Consider the following 22,951-nt stretch of genomic DNA (forward strand, 5'->3'; position numbering starts at 1 on the left):
GCCGCTCGAGAGTTTGCAACCGTGAACCAAGCCCCTCTAGTCAGCATCGTCATCCCCGCCTTCAACCCGCGTTTCTTCAGTCAGGCTCTGGACAGTGCCCTGGCGCAGACTTACCAGCCCCTGGAAATCGTCATTTGCGACGACAGTGCCGACGATCAGATCCAGCGTATCGTCGAAGCCATTGCCGAGCCTGCACATCCTGTGCGCTATCTGCGCAACCCGCAGCGCCTGGGCCTGCAGAAGAACGTCCTGCGCTGTGTTGAAGAGGCGCGTGGCGAGCTGATCAAGGTGTTGTGTGATGATGATCGCTTGTTTGCGCCGAGCATCGCCGAGCAGGCACCGGCATTGCTCGACAATCCCGATGTCAGCCTGGTGTTCGCGTTAAGGGTGTTCAGTGACGCGGGCAACTTCATCTTGCCGTCGCGTATCGACAACTGTCGCTTTACCCGGGGCGATACGTTGCTCAAGGGTGATGACCTGTTGGCGGTTTTTGAAACCATGCCGAAAAACTTCGTGGGCAATTTCAGTGCTGCTCTGATGCGTCGCGCTGATGTGCTCGAGTTGTTGCCTGCATTGATTCAGGAGGGCGCCGGATTTCTCGCCTTGCTCGACCTGGCCTTGTTTATCTGCCTGATGCGTCGCGGCAATGTGGTCGCGCTGACCAGTGTCTTGAGTTGTGAGCGACTCTACCCAGGACGTCTCAGTGGCACGCCGGAAATGCTCAAGTTCGCCACTGCCGAGTGGCAATGGCTGGCGCAGATGCTGGCGGTCCGCAGTGGTGAGCCCGCGCCGGCTTCAGGTTGGGTGCGTACTGTGAAGCTGTCCCAGGCCCATGAGCAGCCGCGTCCGTGGCAGGAACTGTTCGTGGTGCGGATACTGGGCAATCGCAATACCGTGGTAAACGGTCGGGTCGGTGGCGAGAGTCAGAGCTACGAGGAGTTCTATCGAGAGTGGCTGGCTGCGCGCAAGTTCTCGGCGACGGAACAGCGGCTGATGGCGCAGCGTATCGACAGTTGGCCGCGGCGGGTGCAGATCGTGCCCGTGGTTATCGACTTCGAGGCCGATAGCGCAGCGCTCCAGCGGACCCTGGACAGTCTGGCCGGGCAGCGCTACGCGCCTCAGGCGGTGGTGGTGCTGTCCGATGCCGAATGTGAGATCGGCGAGCGGGTACTGCAGCAACCCCTGCGTGCCGATTGGGTCGGGCAGCTCAATGAGTGGGTGCCGCAACTGGAGAGCTGCGACTGGTTCTATCTGGTGCGGGCCGGTGACCGTCTGCGTGACTCGGCTTTGCTGGTGCTGGCCGAACGCATCGCCAACACCCCGGGCATGCTCTGTGCCTATAGCGATGAAGGTGCGCTGCTGGAGGGAGAGTCCGTTGAGCCGGTCTTCAAACCCGACTTCAACCTCGACCTGATGCGCTCTTATCCCTATGTCGGCCGGGCCCTGGCTTTTTCCCGCGAGCGTTTCATGGCCGAGGGCGGCTTCGATTCTGCCCATGGCGAACTGGCGCCTCAAGACTTGCTATGGCGACTGGTGGAAGGCGCAGGCCCGCAGACCATCGAACATATTGCCGATGTCCAGCTGGAGTCGGAATTTACATTTGCTCAGTGGTTGTCACAGCCGCAGGTGATCGAGGCCAGTGAGGGGCTGGTGGCTGCGCATCTGCGGCGTATTGGCGTTGAGCACCGGATCCGGCATGACGACTTGCCCTTGCTCAACCGCATCGATTATCTGCATCAGGCGCGGCCGTTGGTGTCGATCATCGTCAGTTGCGGTGATTCGCTGTCGGCTCTGCAGCGCTGTGTCGAAGGCCTGATCGAGCAGACCGCCTACAACCGTTACGAGCTGTTGCTGGTGGATGCCGGCAGTCGCGATCCGGCCATGGCGGGCTGGCTGGCGGCCATGGCGCAGTTGGGCGGCGGCATGTTGCGGGTGCTGCCCTACGAGGGCCCGGACAACCAGGCGATGCTGGTCAACGCTGTTGCGCAACAGACTCGTGGTGAGTACCTGTTGCTGCTGAGCCCCAGAGCACGGATCTGTACCGGCGATTGGCTGGATGAGCTGCTCAACCAGGCTCAGCGCCCGGAAGTCGGCGTGGTCGGTGCGCGGATACTGGACATGGACGGTTCTATCCTGCATGCCGGGCAGGTGCTGGGCTTGGCTGGTCCCGTGGGTTCGCCTTATGTCGGCGAGATGCTGGGTGTGCGCGGGTACATGCAGCGGCTGCAAGTGGTGCAAAACTGGAGCTCAGTCAGTGGCGACTGCCTGATGGTGCGCAAGGACGTGTTCTGCGCCCTCGGCGGCCTGGATGAGCAATACGTCAGTGGCGAGCTCAGTGCGGCGGACCTGTGCCTGCGGGTCGATCGTGACGGCTATCTGGTGGTCTGGACGCTCTATGCCACCTTGATGCTGGGTGCAGCCGAGCAGCAGCCGGAGGCAATCGAGCAGCGTCCAGAGCGGGAGGCAGAGTGCGAGAGCTTCTATCTTCAGTGGCTGCCCAGGATCGCTCGTGACCCCGCATACAACCCGGCTCTGAGCCTGGGCTTCTCCAGCTTCAGTCTCGAGCCGACCTTGCGCAACCACTGGGATCCATTTTGCAGTCGTGCCTTGCCGCTGGTATTGGGCTTGCCGGTCAATACCAGCGCGGTCGGTCACTATCGGGTCACCGCGCCCCTGAATGCGCTGGAGGAGGCAGGACGGGTTATGGGGCGGGTGGCCTACGAGTCGCCGACGATGGTGGAAATCGAGCGTCTGTCTCCCGATACCATCGTGCTTCAGTGCCGGTACAGCGAAGGCGCGGCCGACGATATTCTGCGGATGAAAAAGTACTCCAGTGCACTGCGCATTTTCGAGATCGATGACTACATCGTCAGTGCGCCGAAGAAGAATATCCACGCGCGGAACAAGCCGGAGAATACCGAGCAATTGCTCCGCGAGGGGATCGCCCTGTGCGATCGCTTGGTGGTCACCACCCAGCCACTGGCTGATGCGCTGTCGAGCATGCACAGCGACATCCGCGTCGTGCCCAATATGCTCTCGCCCGATCCTTGGGCGACGCTCACCAGTCGGCGGGGCACGTCCAGCAAGCCGCGTATCGGTTGGGGAGGGGGGACCAGTCACACCGGTGATCTGGAGATCATCGCCGAGGTGGTGCGCGAGTTGGCCAATGAAGTGGAGTGGGTGTTCTTCGGCATGTGTCCGGACGCGTTGCGCCCCTACGTGCATGAGTACCATCCGGCGATTGGCCTGCAAGGCTATCCCTTCAAGCTGGCCAGCTTGAACCTCGATCTGGCTCTGGCTCCCCTGGAGTTCCATATCTTCAACGACTGCAAGAGCAACCTTCGGTTGCTGGAGTACGGGGCCTGCGGTTATCCGGTGATCTGCACCGATACTGAGGCTTATCGTGGCTTCCTGCCTTGTACCCGGGTCCGCAGCAATAGCACCGAGGAGTGGTTGCAGGCGATCCGCATGCACCTGGCCGATCCGGCAGCCAGCTATCGCATGGGTGATGAGTTGCGTGAGGCGGTGCATCGCGACTTCATGCTGCGCAGCGACAACCTGCAGCACTGGTTGTGGGGTTGGTTGCCGGACTGATTCCATCGCTGGCCGGGACGTTCCGTACGGTGACCGGCTGCTCTGCCAAGCCCCTGTCGCAGATAACGGCCAGGGGCTTTCTTTTAGCGCGTCCCAAGGCGTCGCCTGCGCAATTGGCGCACTTCCTGCAAGTCCCTCGCATATCGCCATAAAACCTTCGCAGCGACGCTGTGCAAGGGATCTGGCTGCGAATGAATGATCTGCGGCTGGTGCTCAGCCAGGTCTCAGGAGGGCTGATACAGCCCACGAAGAGCAAGAGGACAGCGATGAAGGCCGTAATTCTGGCTGGTGGACTGGGAACGCGAATCAGCGAAGAGTCCCACCTCAAGCCCAAGCCCATGATCGAGATCGGTGGCAAGCCAATTCTTTGGCACATCATGAAGCAGTATTCCGCCCACGGGATTCATGACTTCGTGATTTGCCTGGGCTACAAGGGCTACGCGATCAAGGACTTCTTTGCCAACTACTTCCTGCACACCTCGGATGTGACCTTCGACATGCGCAACAATCGCATGGACGTGCATCAGAACTACAGCGAGCCCTGGAGCGTGACGCTGATCGACACCGGCGAGGAAACCATGACCGGCGGTCGTCTGCGCCGTGCCGGGCGCTACCTGCAGGATGAAGAGGCGTTCTGCTTTACCTACGGCGATGGTGTGTCGGACCTGAACATCGGCGCCCTGGTGGATTTTCACCAGGCCCACGGCAAGCTGGCCACCGTGACCGCGGTACAGCCGCCAGGCCGCTATGGCGCACTGGAACGTGATGGCGACCGGGTCCTGGGGTTCACTGAAAAACCCCGTGGCGACGGCGGCTGGATCAATGGCGGGTTCTTCGTGTTGTCGCCCCAGGTGCTGTCCTACATCGATGGCGACAGCACCACCTGGGAGGCCGAGCCACTGATGCAACTGGCCAGGAACCAGCAGTTGCGTGCATTCGAGCACGCTGGCTTCTGGCAGCCAATGGACACCCTGCGCGACAAGAACCATCTGGAACAGCTCTGGCAAAGCGGGGAGGCCCCGTGGAAGCAGTGGGACTGAGTCCGGAGTTCTGGCGCGGCAAGCGGGTCCTGCTGACCGGCCATACCGGCTTCAAGGGCAGTTGGCTGAGCCTGTGGCTGCAAAGCCTGGGCGCAGAGGTCAGCGGTTTCGCCCTGGATCCGGGGACCGAGCCGAGCCTGTTCGAGCTGGCCCGGGTGGCCGAGGGGATCGACGATCATCGTGGCGACCTGCGGGACCTGGGCAGCCTGCTGGAGCTGATCGCCCAGGTCGAGCCGGAAATCGTCCTGCACCTGGCGGCCCAGCCCCTGGTGCGCGAGGCTTACCGTGATCCGCTGGGGACCTACTCAAGCAACGTCATGGGCACCCTCAACCTGTTGGAAGCGATCCGTCAGGTCGGTGGGGTGCGCGCCTGCGTCCTGGTGACCACCGACAAGGTCTACGCCAATCAGGAATGGCTGTGGCCCTACCGGGAAAACGAACCCCTGGGCGGTCATGATCCCTACAGCAGCAGCAAGGCCTGTTGCGAGCTGCTGGCCCAGTCCTATGCCTCCTCGTTCTTTGCCGCCGAGCGTTACGCCGAGCACGGCCTGGCCCTGGCCACGGCCCGCGCCGGCAATGTGCTGGGCGGGGGCGACTTCGCGCCCGAGCGGCTGATTCCCGATGTGCTCAGGGCCTGGTCCGCCGATGAACCTGTAACCCTGCGCTTCCCCCAGGCGGTGCGCCCCTGGCAGCACGCCCTGGAGCCGTTGGCCGGCTACCTGCAGCTGGCGGCTGGTTTGTATGAGCAAGGTCCGCAATACGCGGGGGCCTGGAACTTCGGTCCCGGCGAGCAAGACATGTGCAGCGTCGGTGAGGTGGTGGAGTTGCTGGCCCGGCACTGGCCCGAAGCCCCGGGGCTGCGGATCGAACCCAGCGAGTTGCACGAAGCCGGTCTGTTGCGCCTGGACAGCAGTCGCGCCCGCCAGTTGCTGGGCTGGATGCCCCGCTGGACCCTGGAGCAATGCCTGGTGCAAACCCTGGACTGGCACCTGGCCTGGAAAAGCGGAGCGGACATGCGCGCCGTGACCCTCGGGCAGTTGAACCTGTATCGGGGGGCGCTGTGAGCGAGTTCCAGGTGCTGGCGCTGCCCTTGGCCGGGTTGTTTGAGGTGCGCCACAAACGTTTCGAGGATCAGCGCGGACATTTTTCCCGATTGTTCTGCGAGGGCAGCCTGAGTGCCTTTGGCCAGCCTTTCCATATCCGTCAGATCAACCATTCCTGCACCCGCGAGCGCGGCAGCGTGCGCGGTCTGCACTACCAGACCGCGGCCCGACCCGAAGCCAAGCTCATCACTTGCCTGCGCGGCGAGGTCTGGGACGTGGCAGTGGACCTGCGCCCCGAGTCGCCGACCTTTCTGCATTGGCATGCCGAGCACCTGCGCGGCGGCGACGGCCGCAGCCTGTTGTTGCCGGCAGGCTTCGCCCATGGTTTCCAGACCCTGAGCGAGGATGCCGAACTGCTCTATCTGCACAGCGCCGACTACGCCCCGGAGCACGAGGCCGGGTTGTCGGTGCTGGACCCGCGCCTGGCGATCAACTGGCCGCTGCCTGTCAATAATCTGTCGACCCGGGATGCCAGCCACCCCTTGCTCGATGCCGCTTTCGCTGGAGTGAGTCTATGAATTGCCGCGGTTGTGGCGCATGCCTGAGCCTGCCTCTGATCGACCTGGGCACCTCGCCGCCGTCCAATGCCTATCTGCGTGCCGGGCAGTTGGATCAGGCCGAGCAATGGGTGCCGCTCAAGGTCCAGGTGTGCCAGCAATGCTGGCTGGTGCAGACCGAGGACTACACCCGCGCCGACCACCTGTTCGACGCCGACTACGCCTATTTCAGCTCGTTTTCCAGCACCTGGCTGCAGCATGCCCGGGACTACGTGGCGCAGATGGTCGAGCGTTTCGGCCTGGATGCCCAAAGCCGGGTAGTGGAGGTGGCGGCGAATGATGGCTACTTGTTGCAGTACGTGGCCCAGCGTGACATCCCTTGCCTTGGGGTCGAGCCGACTCGCAGTACCGCCCAGGCGGCGCGGGACAAGGGGCTGCTGATCCGTGAGTCGTTCTTCGGCCGCGATACCGCCGCGCAGTTGCTGGCGGAGGGTTGGGCCGCCGACCTGATGGCGGCCAACAATGTGCTGGCTCATGTGCCGGACATCAACGACTTCCTCTGTGGTTTTGCCGCCTTGCTCAAGCCCACGGGCGTGGCGACTTTCGAGTTCCCCCAACTGCTGACCCTGATGGCCGGGCAGCAGTTCGATACCCTGTACCACGAGCACTATTCCTACCTGTCGCTGACCGCGGTCCAGGGTTTGTGCCAGCGCAACGGCCTGGAAATCTTCGATGTCGAAATCCTGTCGACCCATGGCGGTTCGCTGCGGGTGTTCGTGCAGCGTGTCGATGGCCAGCGCCGTCACGTACTGGACAGCGTGGCGCGTCAGTTGCGGCTGGAACAGCAGGCCGGGGTGAACACACCCGGGTACTACCAGACCCTGGCGCCGGCCGCCGAGCGGATCAAGCACGAGCTGCTGCGCTTCCTGCTCCAGGCCAAGGCCGAAGGCAAGCGCGTGGTGGGTTATGGCGCGGCGGCCAAGGGCAATACCTTGCTCAATTACGCCGGGGTCAAGCCCGACCTGTTGGCCTGGGTTGCCGATGCCAGCCCGCACAAGCAGGGCAAGTACCTGCCGGGCAGCCGGATCCCGGTGGTCGCGCCCGAGCGCATCGATCAGGAGCGTCCGGACTATGTACTGGTACTGCCGTGGAACCTGCTGGACGAAGTCAGCGAGCAATTGGCCCAGGTACGGCAATGGGGCGGGCGCTTCGTGATCGCGGTGCCCGAGTTGAAGCTGCTGTGAAGGGCATGACGGTGCTGGTCACCGGCGCCACCGGCTTTGTCGGTCGGCATCTGGTCGCGGCCTTGCTGGCTCGGGGATGCCGCGTGCGTGCGCTGGCGCGGGATGCGGACAACGCGCGGCAGTTGCCCTGGTTCGACGCGGTGGAGTTTCGCGCCCTGGACGTGCACGCCCCGCAGCTCGATGTCGCGGCCTTGGTGGAAGGCGTCGATGCCTTGGCCCATCTGGCCTGGCCGGGGCTGCCCAACTATCAGGCGCTGTTTCATCTGGAACACAACCTGATGGCCGACTACCGCTTTATCAAGGCCGTGGTCGAGGCCGGGGTGAGCCAGGTGCTGGTCACCGGCACCTGCTTCGAGTACGGCATGCAGAGCGGGCCGCTGGGTGAAGAGGTCGAGGCGCGCCCGAGCAATCCCTACGGTTTGGCCAAGCACAGCCTGCACCTGTTTCTGCAAGCCCTGCAGCAGCAGCTGCCCTTCAGTTTGCAGTGGGCACGGCTGTTCTACCTGCACGGCCCGGGGCAGAACCCCAAGAGCCTGCTGGCGGCGCTGGACCGAGCGATCGATGCCGGTGACGAGGTTTTCAATATGTCCGGCGGCGAACAACTGCGGGACTATCTGGCCATCGAGGCCGCCGCCGGCCACCTGGCGGCGCTGCTCGACCAGCGCGGATTTTCCGGAGTGGTCAATTGCTCCAGTGGTCGGCCGGTATCCGTGCGCTCCCTGGTGGAGCAGCGTATCGCTCAGCGCGGTGCGGCGATCCGCCTGAACCTGGGGCATTACCCGTACCCGGACTACGAACCCATGGCGTTCTGGGGCTTGAACCAGCGCCTGCTGCACATAACAGGAGCCGAACATGGCGCATGAGTTGTATCGGGTCGCCGATTTGCCGGTGCTGCAGAACCGCACCTTCGCCGATGCCCAGAGTGCCCGTGCCTCGGCGTCTGCGGATATCGTGCTGGTGCAGGACCTGCAGAGCGGGCTGATCTTCAATCAGGCCTTCGATGCCGACAAGCTCAGCTACGACAGCGACTATCAGAACGAGCAGGCTCACTCGGCGCAGTTCCAGCAGCACCTGATGGACGTGGAGGGCATCATCGCCCGCCACTTCAAGGGGCGTGAGCTGATCGAGGTCGGTTGCGGCAAGGGCTATTTCCTCGAGCTGCTGCGCAGCGAGGGCTATGCCATCACCGGCATCGACCCGGCCTATGAGGGGACCAATCCCGAGGTGATCAAGGCGCCGTTCACCCGTGGCCTGGGGCTGGCGGCCGAGGCCATCGTGCTGCGTCATGTGCTGGAGCATATTGCCGACCCGCTGGCCTTTCTGGCGGAGATTGCCGATGCCAACCAGGGTGGGCAGATCTACATCGAAGTGCCGTGTTTCGACTGGATCCTTGAGCATCGCGCCTGGTTCGATGTGTTCTATGAGCACGTCAATTACTTCCGTCTCCAAGACCTGCAGCGCATGTTCGGCACAGTGCATGAAGCCGGGCATCTGTTTGGCGGCCAGTACCTGTACGTGGTGGCGGACCTGGGCAGCTTGCAGTCGGCGTTGCCGGCGCCGCTGCAGCCGTTGCGGATGCCGGCGGATTTCACCGCCAGCATCGAGTGTGCCAAGCGCATCATCCAGTCGGCGCCGCACACCGCTGCCGGGATCTGGGGCGCCTCTTCCAAGGGCGTGATCTATTCGCTGTTCCTGCAGCGTGCCGGTGTCGCAGTGGATCAGGTCGTCGATATCAACCCGGCCAAACAGGGCCGTTACCTGCCGCTCAGCGGCATGCGCGTGTCCTCGCCCCAGGAAGCCATGGAGGCTCTGCCGGCGGGCGCCAACCTGTTCGTGATGAATTCCAACTACCTCGAAGAAATCAAGCGCATGACCGACGGCCGATACGTCTATCACGCCGTCGATAGCGCTTCGTTCAGCTAATTTGCCATTGAGAACCGAACATGACCGAGCACAACGTCATTCAAGCCTTTGAACAAGAATGCCAGGCGCAGATCAGCGCCCAGGGCCAGGATGAAAAGCTCAAGGGCCTGGCCCGCGATTTTTTCAATGAGTCAGCGGCGCACAAGTACAGCTATCACTTTTCCTGGATGGGCCGGCCGATCATCCAGCTGCCTCAGGACATGATGGCGATGCAGGAGATCATCTGGCGGGTCAAGCCGGACCTGGTGATCGAATGCGGCATCGCCCATGGCGGTTCGATCATCTACTACGCCTCGCTGCTGGAGCTGCAGGGCCATGGCGAAGTGCTGGGCATCGACCTGGATATCCGCCCGCACAACCGCGAAGCCATCGAGCAGCATCCGATGAGCAAGCGCATCCGCATGATCGAAGGTTCGAGCATCGATCCGGCCATTGCCGAGCAGGTGCGGGCCGCGGCGGCGGGCAAGAAGGTGATCCTGGTCCTGGACTCCAACCACACCCACGAGCACGTGCTCGAAGAGCTGCGCCTGTATGCGCCGCTGGTGTCGGTCGACAGCTACTGCGTGGTCATGGACACCGTGGTCGAGGACATGCCGCCGGAGTTCTTCCCGGACCGTCCGTGGGGTCCGGGCGACAACCCGAAAACCGCGGTCTGGGCCTATCTGGAAGAGAACCGCGATTTCGAGATCGACTATCAGATGCAGAACAAGTTGCTGATCACCGTGGCACCGGACGGTTACCTGCGTCGGGTTCGCTGAATATCAATGGTTGCAGTTCCGGACGTGTGGCCGGTGGTGGGGAAGGTTTTATGTGGGGTGAAGACAAAGTGATGAACAATAGCGCAACGCCGATGAGCGAACGTTTCACCCTCGTGGTGATGACCCACAACCGCAAGGCGTTCCTGCAACGTACCTTGCAGTACTACAGCACTTACCCCTGTTCGATCCTGGTTCTGGATTCATCCCAGGAGGCGGACGAGTCTCTGGCCGAGCGCTATCCCGAGGTCGACTATCGGCATCTGCCGCAATTTGGCTACCAGGGCTTGCAGGACAAGCTGACCTACGGTGTCAATCTGGTCACCACGCCTTACATGGCGTTCGCTGCCGATGACGACTTCCTGATTCATGACGCGCTCAATGCATCGGTGGAGTTTCTTGAGGCGAACCAGGACTACGGTCTGTGCCACGGCTACGGGATGATGTACGTGGCACGGGCGACGGAGACCAATTTCTACCGTCGCGATTGTCGGGTGGTCGAGGATTATGCTTCCGACGATCCGCGTGAGCGGGTCATGAGCTTCATGGAGAACTTCCTGCCGCCGTTCTACGGAGTGATCCGCACGGACCTGCTGCGCCAGTGGTACAACCAGTTGCCGGCCGGGGTCAATTTCGAGTGGCAGGAAATCGGCCATAGCTTCTACCTCCTGGCTTGTGCCAAGGCGCGTATCCTGCCGATTCCCTTTGCCGTGCGCGAGGCCAACTACGGCAGCTCCGATCACAACACCGATGTGCTGACCGTGCTGGCGTATCAGGACGCCCGGTCGGTGGAGCAACGGCAGGCCTTTGCCGAGTTCCTCGCTTCGCTGCCCACAGGTTTCACTGGTCGGGATCCGCAAGAGATCAAGCAGATTGCCCTGGACAGTTTCACGGCCTTGGCCGATTGCCTGCTTTCCAAACGTTCCCTCAAGGGCGCGATGATTTTCCGTTCGGCCTGGGTCGAAGTAGGTGCCGAGCCGGTGCGTTCGTTCGGCGCCGAGCAGTTCGTCGAGATGCCGTTCTACAACAAGCCGATGTTCGATCTGCTGACCCAGTTCGAGTTCCTCATGCACGCGATGCCGGCGGGCCGGCTCCAGCTCCAGGAGTTGGAAGGCGTGCTGCTGCGCCAGGAGGAACTGATGCGGGTGCACCCCAATGACACCGCGCGAACCCTGCGCAGTCGGCTATGGGAAGCCTTGACCCTGAACATGTTCAACCGCCAGGTGGTCAAGCGCCTGGTCGAGTCCATGCGCGATACGGACGAGCAGGAAGAGACGCGCAAGCTGCAGGCCTGGGCCGAGCGCCTGGATTCCGTACCAGCGCCGGACAGTCGAGTGCTGCTTGATGCCACCGAGTCCGGTCGCCTGCTCAACTGGCTGGACGCTCGTGCGCCGGAGCCTGCGCAACTGACCGCCATCAATGCGCATCTGGCGCGTCATGGCGGCGGTCCTCAGGTGCAGATCCTGCTGCTCGACCTCGATGCCGACATGGTCAAGCTGCAGGCCACTTTCGACAGTCTGGTGGCGAGCCATTTCAAAGCCTTCAAGCTGGTGGTATTGACCACCGGCGACTTGCCGGCCACCACCCGCGCCCAGGACACCTTGCACTTCGTCAAGGTCACCGAGAGCAACTATGTGGAGCGGATCAATCTGGCTCTGGCCCAGTCTCGCGCTGATTGGATACTGCTGGCCGAGGCTGGTGACCAGTTCACCGCCAGCGGCCTGCTACGGGCCAGCCTGGAGCTGCTGGGCGCCGAAGGCATCCGTGCGGTCGCGATGGATGAAGTGCAGCGCCGGAGTGATTTCACCCTCAGCTCGGTATTCCGCCCGGGGCTCAACCTTGACCAGTTGCAGTGCGCTCCCGGGTTGATGGCCCGGCACTGGTTGCTGCAGCGTGAAGCCTTGATGCAGATCGGTGGTTTCTCCAGCGATCTCAAGCAGGCATTGGAATTCGACGTGTTGTTGCGCCTGATCCAGGATGGCGGCCTTGCGGGCCTGGCCCATCTGGCTGAGCCACTGCTGATCTGCCGTGCGCCAACAGATGAGTCCAGCGCCGAGGAGCGTCAGGTACTGACTCGGCACCTGGCGGCACGGGGTTATCGCGCTCAGGTCAGTTCGGCGCAGCCAGGTACTTACCAGATCGAGTATCAGCACGCCGAGCGTCCGCTGGTGTCGATCATCCTGGCGAGCCAGGACAACTTCGCCGAGTTGCAACGCTGCCTGGTCAGCGTGCTGCAGCGTACTCGCTACCAGCGCTACGAAGTGCTGATCGCCGAGAATCACAGCCAGAACGCCGAACTCGACAGCTGGCTCGCCAGCCTGGAGCGTCGTGGCGATCGTATTCGTGTACTGCGCAGCGAGCGGCGTCTGAGCTCCTCGGCCCTGTACAACGCCGCCACTCTTGAGGCCCGAGGCGAGTACCTGGTGCTGCTGGCAACGGACGCCGAAGTGGTCAACGCCAACTGGATCGAGAGCCTGCTCAACCAGGCCCAGCGTCCGGAAGTCGGGATTGTCGGCGCCAAGCTGGTGAACGAAAGGGGCATGACCACTCAGGCCGGCCTGATCCTGGGCTTCGACGGCCACCTGGGCGCCGCCTTCGCCGGCGAGGCCAAGGACGCCGCGGGCTACATGAACAGCCTGTGGGTGGAGAAGAACTACTCGGCGGTATCCGGTGCCTGCCTGATGATCGCCAAGGCGCTGTTCGAGGCGGTGGGCGGACTGGACGAAGAGCATTTCGACCAAGCCTTCGCCGATGTCGACCTGTGCCTGAAAGTCGCCGATGCCGGTTACCTCACCGTAGTGACTCCCCAGGCGCAGATTCAGCACCCGGGCACCCTGGCGCAGGATTCACAAGCCGCAGCGGCCCTGCAGGACAAGTGGGCGGCGCGCTTTGCCCAGGATAGTGCCTATAACCAGAACCTTTCATTGAGCGGCAAGGGCTTTGCCCTGGGCGTTGCTGGCGCGGTGAACTGGGCTCAGTTGCTCGGATAAGGAGCCAGTCATGTTTAACGGCAAATCGATTTTCATTTCCGGCGGCACCGGTTCGTTCGGGCGCAATTTCATTCGTCGTCTGCTGGAGCAGTATCAGCCCAAGCGGGTGGTGGTGTTTTCCCGTGACGAGCTTAAGCAGTATGAGATGCAGCAGACTTTCAATGCGCCCTGCATGCGTTACTTCCTGGGTGATGTGCGTGATGCCGAGCGTCTGCGCCAGGCGATGCGCGGTATCGACTATGTGGTCCATGCCGCAGCCCTGAAGCAGGTGCCGGCCGCCGAATACAATCCCACCGAGTGCATTCGTACCAACGTCAATGGTGCCGAGAACATCATTGCCGCAGCCATCGACAACGGGGTGAAGAAGGTCGTGGCCTTGTCCACCGACAAGGCGGCCAGTCCGATCAACCTGTACGGCGCCACCAAACTGCTGTCGGACAAGCTGTTTGTGGCGGCGAACAATATTGCCGGTGAGCAGGCAACCCGTTTTGCCGTGGTGCGCTACGGCAACGTCGCCGGCTCCCGTGGTTCGGTCGTGCCATTCTTCAGCAAGCTGATTGCCGAGGGGGCCAGGGAACTGCCGATCACCGATGAGCGCATGACGCGATTCTGGATCACGCTGGATCACGGTGTGCAGTTTGTTCTGGACAGCTTCGCCCGCATGCACGGCGGTGAGATCTTCGTGCCCAAGATTCCCTCGATTCGTATTGTCGATCTGGCGTCGGGCATGGCTGCCCATCTGCCACAGAAACAGGTCGGCATCCGTCCCGGAGAGAAGCTCCATGAGTTGATGGTGCCGCTGGATGATGCGCGCATGACCCTGGAGTTTGCCGATCACTACACGATTCAACCGTCCATTCGGTTTACCAGCGTCAATGTCGACTTTGCCGTTGATGGCGTGGGGGAGCGGGGCGTTTCGGTCGCCGAGGATTTCGAGTACCGCTCCGATACCAATCCGCATTTCCTCTCGGTGGGGCAGATTGCCGAGTTGCATGACGGAATCTCGGCATGATTCCTTACGGTCGCCAGAGTATCGACCAGGCGGATATCGATGCCGTCGTGGCCGTTTTGCAGTCCGACTGGCTGACTCAGGGACCGGCCATCGAAGCCTTTGAGCAGGCCATCGCCGCGCGCTGCGAGGCGGCCCATGGAGTGGCCGTCTGCAATGCCACGGCGGCGTTGCATATCGCTTGCCTGGCGGCCGGTCTGGGGCCTGGTGATTGGCTGTGGACCAGTCCCAATACCTTTCTGGCTTCGGCCAACTGTGGGCGTTACTGCGGCGCGGATGTGGACTTTGTCGATATCGATCCGCAGACCTGGAATCTTGATGTCGAGGCCCTGGCCGACAAGCTGCAGGCTGCCCAGGCGAGTGGCCGGTTGCCCAAGGTGGTGGTGGCGGTGGCTTTTTCCGGGCAGAGCTGCGACATGCGCCGGTTGGCGGAGTTGGCTGAGCGCTATGCCTTCACAGTGATCGAAGATGCCTCCCACGCGGTGGGCGCCTGCTATGCGGGCCGGCCAGTCGGCTGCGGTGACTTTGCCGCGATGACCGTGTTCAGCTTTCATCCGGTGAAGATCATTACCAGCGCCGAGGGCGGGATGGTTCTGACCAATCGCCTGGAACTGGCGGAACGCCTGCGACGCCTGCGCAGCCATGGCATGACGCGTGATCCGGCACAGATGAGCGAGGCCAGTCATGGTCCCTGGTACTACCAGCAGGTGGAATTGGGCTTCAACTATCGGATGACCGATCTTCAGGCAGCGCTGGGTTTGTCCCAGTTGAACAGGCTGGATGACTTTGTGCGGCGCCGCCAGTACCTGGCTGCTCGCTATCAGCGCCTATTGCAGGGACTGCCATTGACACTGCCCCAGGCCCAGGCCGATGCACAGTCGGCCTGGCATCTGTACGTGGTGCGATTGCAGCTCGAAGGACTGAAGTGCTCTCATCGAGAGGTTTTCGAGGGGCTGCGTGAGTCGGGAGTTGGGGTCAATCTGCATTACATTCCGGTGCACCTGCAGCCGTATTACCAGGCGCTGGGCTTTGTTCGGGGGGACTTTCCCGAGGCTGAGCGCTATTACGCAGAAGCCATCAGCCTGCCGATTTATCCCGGGTTGAGTGACAGCGAACAGGATTTCATTGTCCAGCAGGTACGACGCTGGCTGCAGGAGTCGTCAGGATCGTGAGTGCGGTTGCCATCATTCCTGCCCGAGGCGGCAGTAAGCGTATTGCCCGCAAGAACCTCAAGGCCTTCGATGGCGTGCCGATGCTCGCGCGCTCCATCGACAAGGCGCTGAGCTGCGGGTTGTTCCGGCAGGTGGTGGTCAGTACCGATGACCCCGAGATCGCGGAGCTGGCGCTCGCCTGTGGGGCCGAGGTGCCCTTCATCCGGCCGCCGGCCCTGGCGGATGACTTCACTGGCACTGCGGCGGTGATTGTCCATGCCTTGCAGGCGTTGCGGGAACAGGGGCGGGAATACGAGTACGCCTGTTGCATCTATGCCACGGCGCCCTTGCTGCAGGCACGTTATCTGCGTCAGGGGCTGGAGATGTTGATGCGACGCCCGGACAAGGGATTCGCCTTTTCGGTGTGCGGTTTCGGCTTTCCCGTGCAGCGGGCGTTGATCCTCGATGAGCAAGGGGCGCTCGATGCGCTGTATCCGCAGTTTCGTCAAAGCCGCTCCCAGGATCTGCCCGCGGCCTATCAGGATGCGGCGCAGTTCTATTGGGGCCGGAGCCAGGCCTGGCTGCAGGGCGAGGTGCTGTTCTCGCCTCGCAGCCTGCCGGTGATCCTGCCCCGGCATCTGGTGCAGGACATCGATACCGAAGAGGACTGGCGCCGCGCTGAATACCTGTATGCCGCGCTCAAGGCCGGGGGAGAGCTGGAGTGAGGCTGCTGATCCGCGCCGACGCCTCGCCGGCCATCGGCAGTGGCCATGTGGCTCGCTGCCTGACCCTGGCCCAGGAGCTGCGCCGCCAGGGCGCCAGCGTGGCATTCGCCTGTCGGCGTCTGCCCGGGCATCGCCTGGAGGCGCTGCAGGCCGAGGGGTTCCAGACCTTCGAATTGCCGGATCGCTATGCCGACGAGCATCCCGAACTGGGGATCGAGACGCCCTTGCCCTGGCAGGCGGACATCGCCGCGTTGCAGCAGGCGCTGGCCACTCAAGCAGCCTTCGATTGGGTGCTGGTGGACCATTACGGCCTTGATCATCAATGGCAGAGTGCGGCTCGGCAGTGGGCGCCGAGGATCGCCGCCATCGACGATCTGGCCAACCGCAGGCATGCCGTGGACCTGTTGCTGGACCAGAATTTCAGCGGCAGCGCCCAGGCCTATGACGGGTTGCATGACGAGCGCTGCCGGACCCTGTTCGGCCCGCATTTCGCCTTGCTGCGCGAAGAGTTCCGACGTCCCGCGGTCCCGATTCGTCCCCAGCCGCGGCGGATGCTGGTGAACTTCGGTGGCTTCGATGCCGCCGGTCAGACCCATAAGGCGATGTTGGCGCTGGCGGATTTCCATCAGTTGCAGGTGGATTTCGTCGCCGGCAGCGGCAACCCGGACTGGCAGGCCATGCAGGCCCTGGCCGCCGAGCGGCCGCACTGGCGCCTGCACAGCTATGTGAAGAATTTTGCCGCTCTGCTGGCCGAGGCCGATCTGTGCCTGGGCGCCGGGGGCGGTACCAGTTGGGAGCGCGCGGTGCTGGGTGTGCCCACGCTGTGCATCACCGTGGCCGGCAACCAGGAGCTCAATGCGCGCTTGCTGGCCGAAACCGGTGCCCACTTGTATCTGGGGCCTTGTGAGCAGGTCAGTGTGGAGCAGGTGCGTCAGGCCGTGAGCCTGCTGCTGGACAATCCATGGTTGCGTCAGAGCCTGGCCCGGCGGGCCCGTGAACTGGTGGATGGCCGTGGCGTGCAACGCGTGGCAGCGGCTTTGTTCACCGCCGCGCTGCGCTTGCGTCCGGCGACCCTGGATGATGCCCGCCTGCTGTTCGACGGGCGCAATGCCGAGCTTGTCCGGTGTTGGTCGCAGCAGCCCGGGACGCTTGAGTGGCCGGACCATCTGCGCTGGCTGGAGGCTTGTCTGAAGGATCCGCAGCGTTTGTTGCTGATTGCGCAAGTGCCCGAGGGGCCGGTGGGGGTGCTGCGCTATGACCGCCAAGGCGTGCAGGCCGAGGTGTCGATCTACCTGTTTGCCGAGCGCCTGGGCCTGGGCTGGGGGGCTGCGTTGCTGGAGCAGGGCGAGGCATGCCTGATGCGCCATTGGCCCGATGTGCAACGCCTGGGGGCCCGTGTGTTGGCAGAAAACCAGGTTTCACTGGCGTTGTTTCGCCGCGCCGGCTACCGCCAGGCACCCTGCGAATTCACCCGTGTATTGAAGGAATCTCTGGATGACTAGTTTCAAGATCGGCTCGCGCTCTGTAGGCGCCGGTGCGGCGCCGTTGATCATCGCCGAGATGAGCGGCAACCATAATCAGTCGCTGGAGGTGGCCCTGCAGATCGTCGAGGCCGCGGCCCGGGCCGGTGCCCATGCGCTGAAATTGCAGACCTACACCGCCGATACCATGACCCTGGATCTGGATCAGGGCGAGTTCTTCATCAAGGACCCGGAGAGTCTCTGGGCCGGTTCATCCCTGTATGACCTTTATCAGCGTGCCCATACGCCCTGGGAGTGGCACGCGCCGATCTTCGCCCGGGCGCGGGAGCTGGGCATGCTGGCGTTTTCCACCCCGTTCGACGAGAGCGCGGTGGATTTTCTCGAGAGCCTCGACGTCCCGGCCTACAAGATCGCCAGCTTTGAAAACACCGACCTGCCCTTGATTCGTCGGGTCGCCGCCACCGGCAAGCCGCTGATCATCTCCACCGGCATGGCCAGCATCGCTGAGCTGGACGAAAGTGTCCGGGCCGCGCGCCAGGCCGGTTGCCGGGATCTGGTGCTGCTCAAGTGCACCAGCACCTATCCGGCATCACCGGCCAACAGCAACCTGCTGACCATTCCCCACCTGCGGGAGCTGTTCGGCTGTGAAGTGGGGCTGTCCGACCACAGCATGGGGGTTGGCGTATCGGTGGCGGCGGTGGCCCTGGGAGCGACGGTGATCGAAAAACACTTCACCCTGGACCGTTCGGCCGGTGGGGTCGACGCCAGTTTTTCCCTGGAGCCGGGGGAGTTGGCCAGTCTGGTGGTAGAGACCGAGCGTGCCTGGCAAGCCATGGGGCAGGTGCGCTATGGCGCTACCCAGGCGGAAAAACAGTCGCTGATGTACCGCCGGTCGTTGTATGTCACCCGGGACATGCAGGCCGGAGAGCAGTTCAGCGCCGACAACCTGCGGGCGATCCGTCCCGGGCTGGGGCTGGCTCCCAAGCACTACGACGCGCTGCTCGGCCGCCGCGCGCGGCAGGCACTCAAGCGCGGCACCGCACTGGACTGGGCATTCGTCGAATAGGCCTTTGTGTGGCTGATTCGGCAAAATGGCGTGACCTGTGAGTCATAACGTGCATCTTCACTGTATTGTATTGCCCGGGAAGATGGCGCCAGCCCTGCGTGACAGGACCCGTGATAGCCCTTTGTTCTTCCCGATGCCGTTGTGTTCGGCGCAAGTATCTGTGTTTCTTTCGGCAGCCCCTGCTCAGTGACTGAGCGGGGGTATTGAGCTGTTTATTATTGGGAAGCCGTAATGATTGGCATAAAAAGCATTGCGAGCTACGTGCCTGTAGCCGGCGTGGACAATTACGCACAAGGTGCAAAATTCGCCAAGGATGAAGACTTCATCCTGGGCAAGATCGGTTCTGCTTTTCTGCCGCGCAAAGACGCCGGGCAAGAGACTTCCGATCTGTGTGTCGAAGCGGTCAATGCCCTGTTCGCCAGTAACCCGGAGCTCAAGCGCGAAGCCATCGACGTATTGATCGTGGTCACCCAGAACGGAGACGAGGAAGGGTTGCCCCATACCGCCGCGATCGTGCAGGACAAATTGGGCCTGCCGACTACCGTCGCGGCTTTCGATATCTCCCTGGGCTGTTCCGGGTATGTCTACGGTATTTATGCCATCAAGGGTTTCATGGAGGCTGCGGGCCTGAAAAACGGCCTGTTGGTCACCGCCGATCCCTATTCGAAGATCGTCGATCCCGAAGATCGCAACACCACCATGCTGTTCGGCGATGCCGCCACTGCCACCTGGCTGGGCGAGGGCGCGACCTGGCAGTTGGGCAAGGCCAAGTTCGGCACCGACGGTTCCGGCGCTCCGCACCTGAAGGTCAGCGATGGCGTGTTCTTCATGAACGGTCGTCAGGTGTTCAACTTCGCGTTGCTCAAGGTGCCGGCGCATCTGCATGAGTTGCTGGCCGAGTCGGGCTTGCAGCCGGACGATATCGATGCGTTTTGCATTCACCAGGGCAGTGCGGCCATTGTCGACGCCGTGGCCCGGCGCTTTGAGGGCGATCCGGACAAGTTCATCAAGGACATGGTGGAAACCGGTAATACGGTTTCCTCGAGCATTCCGCTGTTGCTGGAAAAACACATGTTCGATTCCAGCTGGAAGCGCGTGGCCTTGAGTGGCTTTGGCGTTGGCCTGTCCTGGGGCTCGGCGATCATCTATCGCGCCTGAGTTCCCGTTCCCGGCGGTACATGTAGCGCTCAAGGTGTAATCTTGAGCGCTATTTTTTTGCGCGAGTGATAGGCGAGGCAGCATGAGCGATAGCTTGGAACACAATGCCCAGGTACTGAGGGAGCGCTGGCCGGCGCTGCTGGAGCGGCTGTTGGCTGAGGACAGTGCCGTATTGCAGGCGGATCTGGTGGAAGGCCTGGGGTCGACCCTGAGCGTCGCCGGTATCCAGCTCACCAGCCGTCATGATCGCACTCGCGAGGCTCGTACCCAGGCGGCCAGTCTGCCCGAAGCGCCGGTCCTGCATCTGTATGGCTGCGGCCTGGGGGATCTGCAACTGGCGTTGCTTGAGCGACCGGGGCTGACGCGACTTTACGTGCATATTCTCAACGGCGCGCTGTTCAAGCTGGTGCTGCAGTTGCTCGATCAGCAGTTCTGGTTGGCCGATCCGCGGGTCGAGCTGCTCTACGCCGGCGACCTGTCGGAGATTCAGCTGCCATTCTTTGCCCTGCCGTCCGAGTTGGTGCTGGCCGATGATTACAGCGCGAAGATTCGCGACCGATTGGTCAGTGAGACTCATGTGACGTTCAACAACCGCCTGTTCACCGAGGAGGCGGGTGTCGCCGAGCGCTTGGCTGCCGTCGAACCGTGGGTGCGGGCTGATGCCGATGTCGCCGAGTTGTTTGGCCGCGATAGCGGGCGCGAGGTTTTTGTGATCGCGACCGGTCCGAGCCTGGAGCAGCATTTTGCAGCCTTGCGGGCATTGCGCGAACGGCCGCAACGACCGTTGCTGATCTGTGTCGACACCGCGTATCAGCCCCTGCAGCGCCACGGCATTCAGCCGGATGTGGTGGTGAGTATCGATCAGCGTATTTCCAGCCGGCATCTTCCGGCTCAGGACAGTGCCAGCACGACCCTCGTGTACATGCCTCTGGCGGATCCGCGGGTGCTTGAAGGCTGGCAGGGGCCACGTTACGTCGCTTACTCGGCCAGCCCGGTCTTTGCGTCTTTGCGTCAGCGATGGCCTAAGGCGCAGTTGCATGCCGGAGGCAGCGTGATCCATCCCGCGGTGGACCTGGCGGTGAAGATGGGAGGGCGGCGGATCACGTTGTTCGGTGCGGATTTTGCCTTTCCGATGGATCGAACCCATGCCGGCTGGCAGGACGGCGACCTGGGGCCGCAACTCAAGGCCGCCAAGCATTGGGTGCTGGACGGCAACGGGCAGCGAGTCAAGACCCAGCTCAATTTCCGCAGCTACCTGTGCGAGTTGGAGCGCTACATCCAGAGTCGGCCCGAGGTCAGGTTTTTCAATACCAGTCGCAGCGGCGCCATGATCGCAGGTACCACCTTCCATGAGGATTTTGTCCAATGAGCCGGCTTGAGTCTCTGATCGCCCGTGCCCGGGAGGTTGCCGATCTGTTCCGCCTGGGACGGGAGGTCGAAGCGGCGGTGAACATGATCGAGCTGTTCGACCCGGTGCAAGGCCTGGTCGATGTTGCCCCTCTGGCGGTTCAGCAGGAGTGGTCCGGGTTGCTGAGTCTGATGCTCAAGTGTCAGGAGGCGCAGGATTGGCTGGGCCTGGCCGACTACCTGGAGTACGAGCTGGTGGAGTGGCTGTCCATGGCATTTGGAGATTGAGGATTAGGCGCATCAGGCGGGTTTTGGTGGGGTTTTTCTGGCGTCATTTTTTAGTTGGGCAAGGGTTTAACCCCTTGTTTTTCAAGGGGTGGCAGGGTGATGGCAAATATTTTTGAAAAAGCCCTAAAGCAACTTGCATTAACGACGATAACTATTACGAAGGTTCTCTAGGCCATTACCCGGCGGTTGCCAGGGCCGGAAGCCGCAGTACCCAACCAACGAGGAATTCGTCATGGCTTTAACAGTAAACACTAACGTCACGTCGTTGAACGTTCAGAAGAACCTGAACCGCGCTTCCGACGCTCTGTCGACTTCGATGACTCGCCTGTCTTCCGGCCTGAAAATCAACAGCGCAAAAGACGACGCCGCCGGCCTGCAGATCGCTACCCGTATGACCTCGCAGATCCGTGGTCAGACCATGGCAATCAAAAACGCCAACGACGGTATCTCCATCGCCCAGACCGCTGAAGGCGCGATGCAAGAGTCCACCAACATCCTGCAGCGTATGCGTGAACTGGCTGTTCAGTCGCGAAACGACTCCAACGGTACTCAAGACCGTGTTGCTCTGAACAAAGAATTTGCTCAGATGTCGGACGAGCTGACTCGTATCGCCAAGTCGACCAACCTGAACGGCAAGAACCTGATCGACGGTTCGGCTGGCACCATGACCTTCCAGGTTGGCTCCAACACTGGTGCTACCAACCAGATCACCATCACCCTGGCTAGCGGCTTCGACGCTACTACCCTGGGCGTTGACTCTGCCACCATCAGCATCACCGGTAACGACAGCGCTACTGCCGAGACCAGCACCAAGGCTGCGATGGACGCTATCGACAAGGCTCTGTCGACCATCAACTCCAGCCGTGCCGACCTCGGTGCTGCCCAGAACCGTCTGACCAGCACCATCTCCAACCTGCAGAACATCAACGAAAACGCCAGTGCTGCACTGGGTCGCGTACAAGATACCGACTTCGCTGCTGAAACTGCCCAGCTGACCAAGCAGCAGACTCTGCAACAAGCTTCGACCGCAGTTCTGGCCCAGGCCAACCAACTGCCATCCGCTGTACTGAAACTGCTTCAGTAATAGCTGACTAAGCTTTGGCGGGGGAGTGCGCTGGTCGTGCTCTCTCGCTTTTTTACTTTAAGAGGTGGTGGACATGGATATGAGCGTGAAGCTGAACTTGTCTTATCCTGCGGCCAAGCCGGTGACGCCAGTTGCTGACAAGCCCGTCGAGAAGCCTCGAGAGGTGGTCCCGGCTGTGGTCGAAACCCCCAGTCAGGACAGTAAAAAAGATGCTCGGACCGAGCAGGAAAAGTTGAAGATGGCCGTTCAGGAAATTGAAAAATTCGTCCAGTCGGTCAAGCGTAACCTGGAGTTCTCGATTGATGAGCCCTCCGGCCAGGTTGTGGTCAAGGTGATTGCCAGTGATTCGGGTGAGGTGGTTCGTCAGATCCCCAACGAAGAAGTGCTGAGATTGGCCCACAGCTTGAATGACGCCAGTAGCCTGCTGTTCAGCGCGAAAGTCTGATAGCTGGCATGAAACTTGTTGCTGTGTTCTTTTGGGCGCGTTAGTGGTCAA

The 22,951-nt window shown here is 62.1% G+C and carries 19 protein-coding genes; all 19 read left to right on the forward strand.

Annotated elements, in window-relative coordinates:
- The first annotated feature begins 21 nt into the window (after positions 1-21).
- The 19 genes from PST29_RS08275 to PST29_RS08365 all read left to right on the forward strand — a co-directional run bounded on the left by PST29_RS08275 (position 22) and on the right by PST29_RS08365 (position 22,900).
- Entirely contained in the window at positions 22-3,594 is a 3,573-nt protein-coding gene (locus tag PST29_RS08275; protein WP_060842800.1) for a glycosyltransferase, read from the forward strand.
- Between the two features lie 266 nt (positions 3,595-3,860).
- On the forward strand, positions 3,861-4,634 hold the full coding sequence (gene rfbF / locus PST29_RS08280; protein ID WP_060842801.1) for a glucose-1-phosphate cytidylyltransferase: 774 nt from the start codon (positions 3,861-3,863) through the stop codon (positions 4,632-4,634).
- Positions 4,616-5,698 carry a CDP-glucose 4,6-dehydratase gene (rfbG, locus tag PST29_RS08285; protein ID WP_060842802.1) on the forward strand — a complete coding sequence of 361 codons (1,083 nt, stop codon included), beginning with the start codon at positions 4,616-4,618 and terminating at the stop codon, positions 5,696-5,698. The genes rfbF and rfbG overlap by 19 nt, the downstream gene beginning before the upstream one ends.
- A complete protein-coding gene (locus PST29_RS08290) occupies positions 5,695-6,255 on the forward strand; it encodes a dTDP-4-dehydrorhamnose 3,5-epimerase family protein (RefSeq protein ID WP_060838126.1) in 561 nt (186 codons plus the stop codon). Before rfbG ends, PST29_RS08290 begins: the two co-directional genes overlap by 4 nt.
- Positions 6,252-7,478: a class I SAM-dependent methyltransferase gene (locus tag PST29_RS08295; RefSeq protein WP_060842803.1), complete on the forward strand. Its 1,227-nt coding sequence runs from the start codon at positions 6,252-6,254 to the stop codon at positions 7,476-7,478. The genes PST29_RS08290 and PST29_RS08295 overlap by 4 nt, the downstream gene beginning before the upstream one ends.
- A gap of 5 nt (positions 7,479-7,483) precedes the next feature.
- Positions 7,484-8,341 carry an NAD-dependent epimerase/dehydratase family protein gene (locus tag PST29_RS08300; RefSeq protein WP_060845085.1) on the forward strand — a complete coding sequence of 286 codons (858 nt, stop codon included), beginning with the start codon at positions 7,484-7,486 and terminating at the stop codon, positions 8,339-8,341.
- Positions 8,331-9,401 carry a class I SAM-dependent methyltransferase gene (locus tag PST29_RS08305; RefSeq protein WP_060838128.1) on the forward strand — a complete coding sequence of 357 codons (1,071 nt, stop codon included), beginning with the start codon at positions 8,331-8,333 and terminating at the stop codon, positions 9,399-9,401. The genes PST29_RS08300 and PST29_RS08305 overlap by 11 nt, the downstream gene beginning before the upstream one ends.
- A gap of 20 nt (positions 9,402-9,421) precedes the next feature.
- On the forward strand, positions 9,422-10,159 hold the full coding sequence (locus PST29_RS08310) for a cephalosporin hydroxylase family protein (RefSeq protein WP_060838129.1): 738 nt from the start codon (positions 9,422-9,424) through the stop codon (positions 10,157-10,159).
- Between the two features lie 50 nt (positions 10,160-10,209).
- Positions 10,210-13,146, forward strand: coding sequence for a TIGR00180 family glycosyltransferase (locus tag PST29_RS08315; protein WP_060842804.1), 2,937 nt, complete (start codon positions 10,210-10,212; stop codon positions 13,144-13,146).
- Positions 13,147-13,156: 10 nt separating this feature from the next.
- Positions 13,157-14,158 (forward strand): UDP-N-acetylglucosamine 4,6-dehydratase (inverting), encoded by a 1,002-nt coding sequence (pseB, locus tag PST29_RS08320; protein ID WP_060842805.1) that lies wholly within the window; start codon positions 13,157-13,159, stop codon positions 14,156-14,158.
- On the forward strand, positions 14,155-15,327 hold the full coding sequence (pseC, locus tag PST29_RS08325; protein WP_060842806.1) for a UDP-4-amino-4,6-dideoxy-N-acetyl-beta-L-altrosamine transaminase: 1,173 nt from the start codon (positions 14,155-14,157) through the stop codon (positions 15,325-15,327). The genes pseB and pseC overlap by 4 nt, the downstream gene beginning before the upstream one ends.
- Positions 15,324-16,031, forward strand: coding sequence for a pseudaminic acid cytidylyltransferase (gene pseF, locus PST29_RS08330; protein WP_060842807.1), 708 nt, complete (start codon positions 15,324-15,326; stop codon positions 16,029-16,031). The genes pseC and pseF overlap by 4 nt, the downstream gene beginning before the upstream one ends.
- Positions 16,028-17,533: a UDP-2,4-diacetamido-2,4,6-trideoxy-beta-L-altropyranose hydrolase gene (gene pseG, locus PST29_RS08335; RefSeq protein ID WP_060842808.1), complete on the forward strand. Its 1,506-nt coding sequence runs from the start codon at positions 16,028-16,030 to the stop codon at positions 17,531-17,533. The genes pseF and pseG overlap by 4 nt, the downstream gene beginning before the upstream one ends.
- Positions 17,526-18,578, forward strand: coding sequence for a pseudaminic acid synthase (gene pseI, locus PST29_RS08340; RefSeq protein WP_060842809.1), 1,053 nt, complete (start codon positions 17,526-17,528; stop codon positions 18,576-18,578). Before pseG ends, pseI begins: the two co-directional genes overlap by 8 nt.
- A 231-nt stretch (positions 18,579-18,809) precedes the next feature.
- A complete protein-coding gene (locus tag PST29_RS08345) occupies positions 18,810-19,736 on the forward strand; it encodes a ketoacyl-ACP synthase III (protein WP_060838135.1) in 927 nt (308 codons plus the stop codon).
- An 82-nt stretch (positions 19,737-19,818) separates the two neighbouring features.
- Positions 19,819-21,105 (forward strand): motility associated factor glycosyltransferase family protein, encoded by a 1,287-nt coding sequence (locus PST29_RS08350; RefSeq protein ID WP_060842810.1) that lies wholly within the window; start codon positions 19,819-19,821, stop codon positions 21,103-21,105.
- Entirely contained in the window at positions 21,102-21,371 is a 270-nt protein-coding gene (locus tag PST29_RS08355) for a hypothetical protein (RefSeq protein WP_060838137.1), read from the forward strand. Before PST29_RS08350 ends, PST29_RS08355 begins: the two co-directional genes overlap by 4 nt.
- 232 nt (positions 21,372-21,603) lie before the next feature.
- The gene (locus PST29_RS08360; RefSeq protein ID WP_060842811.1) at positions 21,604-22,455 is read left to right on the forward strand and encodes a flagellin domain-containing protein; all 852 of its coding nucleotides are present in this window, start codon (positions 21,604-21,606) and stop codon (positions 22,453-22,455) included.
- 73 nt (positions 22,456-22,528) lie between these two features.
- Positions 22,529-22,900, forward strand: a complete 372-nt coding sequence (locus PST29_RS08365; protein WP_060842812.1) for a flagellar protein FlaG — start codon at positions 22,529-22,531, stop codon at positions 22,898-22,900.
- Positions 22,901-22,951 lie beyond the last annotated feature (51 nt).

The organism is Pseudomonas sp. St29, assembly GCF_001547915.1.
Taxonomy (GTDB): Bacteria; Pseudomonadota; Gammaproteobacteria; order Pseudomonadales; family Pseudomonadaceae; genus Aquipseudomonas.

Coding starts and splice junctions, on each gene's coding strand:
- PST29_RS08365 (WP_060842812.1), top strand. CDS start 22,529: ATGGATATGAGCGTGAAGCTGAACTTGTCTTATCCTGCGGCCAAGCCG.
- PST29_RS08350 (WP_060842810.1), top strand. CDS start 19,819: ATGAGCGATAGCTTGGAACACAATGCCCAGGTACTGAGGGAGCGCTGG.
- pseC (WP_060842806.1), top strand. CDS start 14,155: ATGATTCCTTACGGTCGCCAGAGTATCGACCAGGCGGATATCGATGCC.
- pseB (WP_060842805.1), top strand. CDS start 13,157: ATGTTTAACGGCAAATCGATTTTCATTTCCGGCGGCACCGGTTCGTTC.
- PST29_RS08355 (WP_060838137.1), top strand. CDS start 21,102: ATGAGCCGGCTTGAGTCTCTGATCGCCCGTGCCCGGGAGGTTGCCGAT.
- PST29_RS08305 (WP_060838128.1), top strand. CDS start 8,331: ATGGCGCATGAGTTGTATCGGGTCGCCGATTTGCCGGTGCTGCAGAAC.
- pseI (WP_060842809.1), top strand. CDS start 17,526: ATGACTAGTTTCAAGATCGGCTCGCGCTCTGTAGGCGCCGGTGCGGCG.
- rfbF (WP_060842801.1), top strand. CDS start 3,861: ATGAAGGCCGTAATTCTGGCTGGTGGACTGGGAACGCGAATCAGCGAA.
- PST29_RS08310 (WP_060838129.1), top strand. CDS start 9,422: ATGACCGAGCACAACGTCATTCAAGCCTTTGAACAAGAATGCCAGGCG.
- PST29_RS08295 (WP_060842803.1), top strand. CDS start 6,252: ATGAATTGCCGCGGTTGTGGCGCATGCCTGAGCCTGCCTCTGATCGAC.
- PST29_RS08315 (WP_060842804.1), top strand. CDS start 10,210: ATGTGGGGTGAAGACAAAGTGATGAACAATAGCGCAACGCCGATGAGC.
- PST29_RS08345 (WP_060838135.1), top strand. CDS start 18,810: ATGATTGGCATAAAAAGCATTGCGAGCTACGTGCCTGTAGCCGGCGTG.
- PST29_RS08360 (WP_060842811.1), top strand. CDS start 21,604: ATGGCTTTAACAGTAAACACTAACGTCACGTCGTTGAACGTTCAGAAG.
- PST29_RS08300 (WP_060845085.1), top strand. CDS start 7,484: ATGACGGTGCTGGTCACCGGCGCCACCGGCTTTGTCGGTCGGCATCTG.